This window comes from Sphingomonas sp. OTU376, assembly GCF_038440415.1.
In the GTDB taxonomy this organism is placed as follows: domain Bacteria; phylum Pseudomonadota; class Alphaproteobacteria; order Sphingomonadales; family Sphingomonadaceae; genus Sphingomonas; species Sphingomonas kyeonggiensis_A.
This window is the reverse complement of the sequence record NZ_JASATQ010000112.1, coordinates 1-8,348: the sequence shown is the minus strand read 5'-3', so window position 1 is coordinate 8,348 and position 8,348 is coordinate 1. Positions and strand designations below refer to the sequence as shown.

Sequence of the window (8,348 nt, the reverse complement as noted above, 5' to 3'; positions counted from 1 at the left end):
CCCCCCCCCCCCCCCCCCCCCCGGGGAACAGCTGGGATCAAGGTCAGAGATCAGGCGAAGGCCGCCGCGTTCGCCGGCACCGGCATGGCGATCGCCATGTCCTCGTCCTCCAGCAGGGTCCAGCCATTGGGGCCGAGCGCTTCCATCGGGCGATAGCGCGTCTTGTACGCCATGCGCTCGCTGCCCTTCACCCAATAGCCGAGATAGACATAGGGCAGGCCGGCGGCCTGGCTGCGCAGGATGTGCTCCATGATGATGAAATTGCCCAGGCCCGGGCGGCTTTCGTCATCGGCCAGGAAGAAGCTGTAGATCATCGACAGGCCATCGGCCTGCTGTCGGTGATGCAGGCGCCGACCAGCCGGCCGCGCTCGCCATTCACCGAGGGCTCGCGATATTCGATCACATAGGAGCTGACCGGCGACTGCTCGACCATGTCGGCATAGTCGTTCTCGTCCATCGTCGCCATGCCGCCGCCCGGATGGCGGGCGCTCAGATAGCGGTGGAGCAGCGCGAACTGCTCCTCGGTCGCCCAGGGCTTGCAGGCGGTGATTTCCAGGTCCGAGTGGCGGCGCAGCAGCTTGCGCTGGGTGGCGTTGGGCTGGAACTCGTCGGCGACGACGCGGACCGAGACGCAGGCGGTGCAGCCCGCGCAGCTCGGGCGATAGGCGACCGACTGGCTCCGGCGGAAGCCGATGCGGCCCAGCGCATCGTTCAGCTCGCCCGCATGCAATCCCGACAATTCGGTGAAGATCTTCCGCTCCTGGCGGCCCGGCAGATAGGGGCAGGGCGAGGGGCTCGTCACGAAGAACCGCGGAAAACGGGAAAGTGCAGTCACCCCTGATGCCCCTTTGCTCTGGCCGCTACGTCCGGCCGATGAGGCAACTATGCTGCGGTTCTCGAAGGATGAAAAGCTGCTTTACCATGAAAGAGAGTTAACGATTCACCATTCCGGCGGAGAGCGGTGACGTTAACCATCGGGCCGCGCAACGCGCTGCCGAAAATGGAAAATTTGGCTGTGCGGGCTTTGTATCGGAATCGGCGAATCGTGTGAATCCAGCGACGACTCAGTTCGTCGCGCGTGTGATTCGCTTCGTCGGTTTGACGCGACTCGCGGACTCCTGCGGAGTCGCGTCGGGGCGCGATTTGCAGGGCGCGGCATGGCGGTTGGTTATGGAATAGGATTCCGCCACCCGCCTGGGGCGGCGGAACCCGTTCTTGGCCTGTACTTCGTGTACTTTGGACGCCGCTAGGCCAGCTCGACCAGCTGCACCTCGTACTGAGCCCGGCGCAGCGCGGTCATCAGCCGCTCCAGATGATCGCGGTCGCGCGTCTCGCACTCCACGTCCAGGCTCAGGCCCTTGGCGGGGAGGTTGGTGAAGATACGCTGGTGCGACAGCTCGAGGATGTTGACCGAGAGCTGGTCGAAGATCTGCGCCACCCGGAACAGCGCGCCCGGCCGGTCCTGCAGGCGGATGCGCAGCCGCGCCATCCGGCCCGAGCGGGCGAGGTCGCGCAGCAGCACATAGGCGAGCAGGCGCGGGTCGATATTGCCGCCGCACAGGATGATGCCCACGGTCTTGCCCTTGAAGCGCTGCGGCTCGGAGAGCAGGGCGGCCAGGCCGGCGGCGCCGGCGCCTTCGACCACGGTCTTCTCGATCTGGAGCAGCAGGCTCACCGATTCCTCGAGCCGCCGCTCGCTGACCAGCACGATGTCGTCGACCAGCGCCTCGACCAGCCTGGCGGTGATGCCGCCCGGCTCCTTCACTGCGATGCCCTCGGCCAGCGTATCGCCGGCGCAGGGCATGTCGGTGTGGTGCACGCGGTTGTACATCGAGGGGTAGAGCTCGGCCTGGACGCCGATCACTTCGATGTCGCGGCCTTCCGACTTGGCTACGGTCGAGCAGCCCGAGATCAGGCCGCCGCCGCCGATCGGGATCACCAGCGTGTCGATCTCCGGCACGTCCTCGAGCATCTCGAGCGCGACCGTGCCCTGGCCGGCGATGATCCGGGGATCGTCGAACGGGTGGACGAAGGTATAGCCCTTCTCGGCTTCCAGTTTCCGCGAATGCGCATAGGCGGCGTCGAAGGTCTCGCCTTCGAGGATGACGGTGGCGCCGTGCCCTTCGGTCTGGGTGACCTTCACGATCGGCGTGTTCTTGGGCATCACGATCGTGCTGGGGATGCCCAGGCGATTGGCGTGATAGGCGAGGCCCTGGGCGTGGTTGCCGGCCGATGCTGCGATCACGCCCTTGGCGCGCGCCGCTTCGTCGAGCTGGAGCAGCGTGTTGAGCGCGCCGCGTTCCTTGTAGGCGGCGGTAAACTGCAGGTTCTCGAACTTGAGATAGACGGTGGCGCCGGTCAGGTCCGACAGCGTCTTGCTCACCAGCGTCGGCGTCCGCACGATCTGGCCGGCAATACGCGCCTGCGCTGCACGGACATCATCGATCGAAACGGGGAGCGGCGCGTTCGCCGGGAGGGTCTTTGTTGCCATAGTGCAGCCCGCCTAGACGATCTCCGTGCCAGGGGGAACATTGCTTATCTTGTCAGGGCATGCGCGGGAGGTATCGACGGGCAACCGACCCCATCTGGCGCGCATGCCGAACAGGCCCTATGCCCTGCGGCCATGCTGAAGCGCCTCCTGCGGCCGGTCGCCGCGCTCGCCCTCCTTCTCGCGCCCGTTGCCGCCCTGGCGGACGGTCTGGTCGACAACGTCAACGGCATGACGCTGGACGAGAAGGGCGATGTCGTCCGCTTCACCGGCATATTGTTCAACCGCGACGGCAAGATCACCCAGATCCTCAAGCGCGAGGACAAGCGGCCGAAGCAGGTCGAATGGAAAATCGACATGGGGGGCAAGACGCTGCTGCCCGGCATGATCGATGGGCATGGCCATGTCATGGGCCTGGGCTCGCAGTTGATGCTGCTCGATCTCTCGGCGACGACTTCGCTCGAAGAGGCGCTGGCCAGGATCAAGGCCTATGCCGATGCCAACCCGACCAAGTGGATCCTCGGCGGCGGCTGGAACCAGGAGACCTGGAAGCTCGGCCGCTTCCCGACCGCGGCGGAACTCGACAAGGTGGTGAGCGACCGGCCGGTATGGCTCGAGCGGGTCGATGGCCATGCCGCCTGGGCGAACAGCCGGGCGATCCAGATCGCCGGCGTCACCGCCGCGAACAAGGACACCAATGGCGGCCGCATCGAGCGCGATGCCAAGGGCGCGCCCGCCGGCGTGTTCGTCGATGGCGCGATGGGGCTGGTCGACAAGTTCATCCCCAAGCCCACCCCGCGCGAGCGCAACGCCGCCTTCCTCGCCGCGCAGGACAAGCTGCTCTCGCTCGGCATCACCGCCAGCGCTGACATGGGCACTACCACCGATGACTGGCTGACCTATCGCCGCATCGCCGATATCGGCCAGCTCCGCATGCGGATCATGAGCTATGCGCACGGTGTCGAGACCGCGCTGCAGGTGGCGGGGCAGGGGCCGACGCCCTGGCTCTATGGCGACAAGCTGCGCATGGGCGGGATCAAGCTCTATGCCGATGGCGCGCTGGGCAGCCGCGGCGCCTGGCTCAAGGCCGATTACAGCGATGCGCCCGGGCAGAAGGGGCTGGGCTTCCTCACCGACGACCAGTTGCTCAACCTGATGACGCGCGGCGCGATGGACAATTTCCAGATCGCCGTCCACGCGATCGGCGACCGTGCCAACAGCCAGGTGCTCGACGCGGTCGAGGTGCTGTCGGACACGTTCAAGGACGATCGCCGCTGGCGGATCGAGCATGCCCAGATCGTCGATCCCAAGGATCTGCCGCGCTTCGCCAAGCTGGGCGTGATCGCTTCGATGCAGCCGGTCCACCAGACCAGCGACATGAAGATGGCCGAGGCGCGGCTGGGTCCGGACCGGCTCGCCGGTGCCTATGCCTGGAAGACGATGCTCAAGGACGGTACGCATATCGCCTTCGGGTCCGACTATCCGGTCGAGAGCCCCGATCCCTGGGCAGGCTGGGCGGTGAGCTTCACCCGCACCGACGCCAATGGCCAGCCCTTTGGCGGCTGGCGGATCGAGGAAGCGGTGACCCGGGAGCAGGGCTGGGCGGGCTTCACCACCGGTGCTGCCTGGGCTGGCTTTGCCGAGACCCTGATTGGGCGGCTTGCGCCCGGCATGCGCGCCGATTTCATCATCGTCGATCGCGATCCGATGCTTGCCTCGCCGGCCGACCTGCGCGGCACCCAGGTGCTGGAGACCTGGGTGGGCGGCGCGCGGGTCTATGTGAAGAAGTAGCATGGCGACGGCGTTGCTGAAGCTGCGCCTGCTCGCGGGCGCCAATTGGCGCGAGCGGCTGATCGCGGCGCTCGGCGCGATGCTGGGCATAGGGCTGACCGGCTGGGTCGCGGCGCTGTCGGTCGGCAGCCATGCGGCCTTGCTGCTTGCCGCGCCGATCGGCGCCTCGGCGGTCCTTGTCTTTGCCGTGCCCGCCAGCCCGCTCGCCCAGCCCTGGCCGGTCGTCGGTGGTTGCGCGATCTCCACCCTTGTCGGTTTCGCCGTCGCCGCTGTGCTCGGGCACGGCGCGATCGCCGCCGGCCTGGCGGTCGGGCTGGCGATCGTGCTGATGTCGCTGCTGCGCTGCCTGCACCCGCCCGGCGGTGCCTGCGCGCTGCTCGCCGTGCTCGGCTCGGCGGTGCTCGACCAGGGGATCGGTTTCGCCTTGGTGCCGATGGGGCTCAACGCGCTGCTGCTCGTGCTGACCGGTATCGTCTTCCACCGCTTCTCCGGCCACAGCTATCCGCATCGTCCGGTACCCGCGCCCGCCCATCCGCGTATCCAGCCCGAGGATATCGATGCCGCGCTGGCGGAGGCGCATGAGAGCTTCGACGTCAGCCGCGAGGACCTGGCGGCGTTGCTTGAGGCTGCGGAGCGCCATGCCATCGCAAGGCGGGGACGCAGATAAAGGAAAGGCCGCGATCCTTGCGGACCGCGGCCTCTTCTACCCCCGTAGAACTTGTCGTCAGGCAACCGCCGAGATCGGCTCCTGCTCCTCGGCGCCGTCCGGCTCGCGCAGCACATAGCCGCGGCCCCAGACGGTCTCGATGTAATTGTCGCCCTCGCAGGCCATGCTGAGCTTCTTGCGCAGCTTGCAGATGAACACGTCGATGATCTTGAGCTCGGGTTCGTCCATGCCGCCATAGAGGTGGTTCAGGAACATTTCCTTGGTGAGCGTCGTGCCCTTGCGGAGCGAGAGCAGCTCCAGCATCGCATATTCCTTGCCGGTCAGGTGCACGCGGGCACCATCGACCTCGACCGTCTTCGCGTCGAGATTGACCGCCAGCTTGCCGGTGCGGATGACCGACTGGCTGTGGCCCTTCGAGCGGCGGACGACCGCATGGATGCGGGCGACCAGCTCTTCGCGGTGGAAGGGCTTGGTCACGTAGTCGTCGGCACCGAAGCCGAACGAACGCACCTTGCTGTCCATTTCGTTGATGCCCGACAGGATCAGCACCGGCGTCTGCACGCGGGCGACCCGGACCTTCTTCAGAACGTCATACCCGTGCATGTCGGGCAGGTTCAGGTCGAGCAGGATGATGTCGTAGTCATAGAGCTTGGCCAGGTCCAAGCCCTCCTCGCCGAGGTCCGTCGTATAGACGTTAAAGCCCTCGGTCGTGAGCATCAGCTCGATCGCCTTGGCAGTGCTCGGCTCGTCTTCGATCAACAGCACGCGCATCGTCAAAGTCCCCTTGCCGCAGGCTGCCTTGCCCCAATGAAAGGCATGCCTCGGACGATTCATTAACCTAAGCGTGTCTGAAGGCAAAAGGTTAATTTCTTCCTAACCGGCCTGAGTCCACGAGTCGTAGGGAATCTACCTACACGCGGACTCAGCTCGCCATCAGAGTCGAGTCCCTTATAGAGGGGCAGACCTTCCGCAGATGCTGATCGAGATAATTTATTAACGCTTCTACGCGGGCGGGGCGCAGCGTGCCGGGCGGCGTTAACAAATGCAGCGCGGCTGCGCTGACCGACCAGTCCTCGAGTACGGCCTCGAGCTTGCCGCTGCGCAGTTCGTCGCCGATCAGGAATTCGGGCAGGCGGGCGACGCCGAGGCCCTTGCACAAGGCCGGGATCATCGCGTCGCCGCTGTCGGTGCGGATGGGTCCGTCGACGCGCACCGCGGCTTCCTCGCCCCCCGCCTTGCGGAAGCGCCAGAGCTCCGGCGTCGCGGTGTTGGTGTAGACGAAGCAGGCATGGTGGGCGAGGTCGGCCGGGTGGCGCGGGCGGCCGGCCCTGTCGAAATATTCGGGCGCGCCGACGATATGCGTGGTCACCGGGCCCAGCCGCCGGGCGCGCAGCGAGCTGTCTGGCAGCTCGGCGATGCGCAGCGCGATGTCGATCCCCTCGCCGACGATGTCGATGAACGCGTCGGACAGGCGCAGGTCAATCTTGATCGCCGGGTGGAGCACCATGAAGTCCGAAAGGATCGGCGCGAGGTGCCGGATGCCGAAGGTGAGGGGTGCCGCGACGCGGACCAGCCCCGCGGGCGCGCTCGCCGATTCAAAGGCCGCCTCTTCCGCCGCCTGTCCTTCGCTCAGGATGCGCTGAGCGTTCTCGGCCAGGCTGCGGCCGCTGTCGGTAAGCGTCAGACGGCGCGAGGTGCGGTGGAACAGGGTCGTACCCAGACGGCTCTCGAGCCGGGTGATCGCCTTCGATACGGTTGCCTTGGAAACCGCCAGCGCATCGGCGGCGCCGGAGAAGGAACGGTGTTCGACCACCGCGGCGAAAACGGCCCAGGCCTCGAAGTCAGGTAGCTTCATTCCGCATGCCTATCACGGAAACGATTGGTTTCCTACGTTTCCATTTACGGCGTGATCCGCCGCCCTATCTTCCTGCTCAACACAGGAGGTTCACACCCCATGATCGACAAACGACCCTTTGCCAGTCTCGGCCATGCAGATCATGGCTGGCTCAACGCGCGGCATCATTTCAGCTTCGCGGACTATTACGATCCGAACCGCATGAACTGGGGGGCGCTGCGCGTCTGGAACGACGACGAGATCGGCGCCAACAGCGGCTTCCCGCCGCATCCGCACCAGGACATGGAGATCATCACCTATGTCCGCTCGGGTGCTATCACCCACCAGGACTCGATGGGCAACAAGGGCCGTACCTCGGCCGGCGATGTCCAGGTGATGAGCGCCGGCAGCGGCGTGCGCCACGCCGAGTACAACCTCGAGCCCGAGACCACGCGGATCTTCCAGATCTGGATCATGCCGCGCGAGCGGGGCGGCCAGCCGAGCTGGGGCGCCAAGCCTTTCCCCAAGGGCGATCGCTCGGGCAGGTTCGTCACCCTGGCGAGCGGTTTTGCCGACGACAATGACGCGCTGCCGATCCGGGCCAATGCCCGGGTGCTGGGCGCGACGCTGAAGGCCGGCGAGAGCGTCACCCACGAAGTGGGCGACGAACGCCATGCCTATCTGGTGCCCGCCATCGGCTCGATCGAGATTGACGGCGAGCGGGTGGATGCCCGCGATGGCGCCGCCCTGAGCAGCGGCAAGACCTACACCATCACCGCGATCGAGGACGCCGAAATCGTCCTGGTCGACAGCGAATAACAAGGAAGGGAAGCAACCATGTCCAAGATTCTCGTTCTCTACTACTCGTCCTATGGCCACCTCGCGAAGATGGCTGACGCCGTTGCCGAAGGCGCTCGCAGCACCGGCGCCGAGGTGGATGTCCGCCGCGTGCCCGAGACCGCGCCGTTCGAAGTGGCGCAGGCCGCCGGCTTCGTCGCCGATCACAGCCATCCCGTGCTCGAGGACGTCAACGAGCTCGCCAATTACGACGGCATCCTCGTCGGCTCGCCGACCCGGTTCGGCCGCATGTCGAGCCAGATGGCGAGCTTCTGGGATCGTGCCGGCGGCGTCTGGTACCAGGGCCTGCTGAACGGCAAGGTCGGTGGTGCCTTCACCTCGACCGCCACCCAGCATGGCGGCCAGGAGACGACGCTCTTCTCGATCATCACCAACCTGCTGCATTTCGGCCTCACCGTCGTCGGCCTCGACTACGGCTTCCAGGGCCAGGGCGGCGTCAACGAAGTGAAGGGCGGTTCGCCCTATGGCGCGACCACCATCGCCGATGGCGACGGCAGCCGCCTGCCCAGCGAAGTCGAGCTTGAAGGTGCCCGCTATCAGGGCCGCAAGGTCGCCGAGCTGGCCAACAAGATCGCGGCTCCCCACCGCGAGACCGAAACCGCGTAATTCCCCCCTCCTGGCGCGGTTTCGCCGGACGGGGGGGGGGGGGGGGGGGGGGGGGGGGGGGGGGGGGGGGGGGGGGGGGGGGGGGGGGGGGGGGGGGGGGGGGG

The 8,348-nt window shown here is 66.6% G+C and carries 7 protein-coding genes and 1 pseudogene; 4 read left to right on the top strand and 4 right to left on the bottom strand.

Translation table 11 applies throughout. The annotated features are described in order from the left end of the window. Positions 1 to 50: 50 nt before the first annotated feature. Positions 51 to 835: pseudogene (locus AAHM44_RS24175) on the bottom strand (arginyltransferase). A gap of 411 nt (positions 836 to 1,246) precedes the next feature. Next, on the bottom strand, positions 1,247 to 2,491 hold the full coding sequence (locus AAHM44_RS24170) for a threonine ammonia-lyase (protein ID WP_342251583.1): 1,245 nt from the start codon (positions 2,489 to 2,491) through the stop codon (positions 1,247 to 1,249). A 132-nt stretch (positions 2,492 to 2,623) separates the two neighbouring features. Here AAHM44_RS24170 and AAHM44_RS24165 point away from each other — a divergent pair, with 132 nt between their 5' ends. After that, positions 2,624 to 4,279: an amidohydrolase gene (locus tag AAHM44_RS24165; protein ID WP_269574402.1), complete on the top strand. Its 1,656-nt coding sequence runs from the start codon at positions 2,624 to 2,626 to the stop codon at positions 4,277 to 4,279. Between the two features lies 1 nt (position 4,280). Further along, a complete protein-coding gene (locus AAHM44_RS24160) occupies positions 4,281 to 4,946 on the top strand; it encodes an HPP family protein (protein WP_269574403.1) in 666 nt (221 codons plus the stop codon). Positions 4,947 to 5,003: 57 nt separating this feature from the next. Here the strand turns inward: AAHM44_RS24160 and ctrA are convergent, their stop codons facing one another. Together ctrA and AAHM44_RS24150 are read right to left on the bottom strand one after the other, a co-directional pair. Continuing rightward, positions 5,004 to 5,717 (bottom strand): response regulator transcription factor CtrA, encoded by a 714-nt coding sequence (gene ctrA / locus AAHM44_RS24155; protein ID WP_184169970.1) that lies wholly within the window; start codon positions 5,715 to 5,717, stop codon positions 5,004 to 5,006. 151 nt (positions 5,718 to 5,868) lie between these two features. Beyond that, positions 5,869 to 6,801 (bottom strand): LysR family transcriptional regulator, encoded by a 933-nt coding sequence (locus AAHM44_RS24150; RefSeq protein WP_269574404.1) that lies wholly within the window; start codon positions 6,799 to 6,801, stop codon positions 5,869 to 5,871. 99 nt (positions 6,802 to 6,900) lie between these two features. Here AAHM44_RS24150 and AAHM44_RS24145 point away from each other — a divergent pair, with 99 nt between their 5' ends. Continuing rightward, on the top strand, positions 6,901 to 7,599 hold the full coding sequence (locus AAHM44_RS24145) for a pirin family protein (protein WP_269574405.1): 699 nt from the start codon (positions 6,901 to 6,903) through the stop codon (positions 7,597 to 7,599). Positions 7,600 to 7,617: 18 nt separating this feature from the next. Next, positions 7,618 to 8,244 carry an NAD(P)H:quinone oxidoreductase gene (wrbA, locus tag AAHM44_RS24140; RefSeq protein WP_184169961.1) on the top strand — a complete coding sequence of 209 codons (627 nt, stop codon included), beginning with the start codon at positions 7,618 to 7,620 and terminating at the stop codon, positions 8,242 to 8,244. The last annotated feature ends 104 nt before the right edge of the window (positions 8,245 to 8,348 follow it).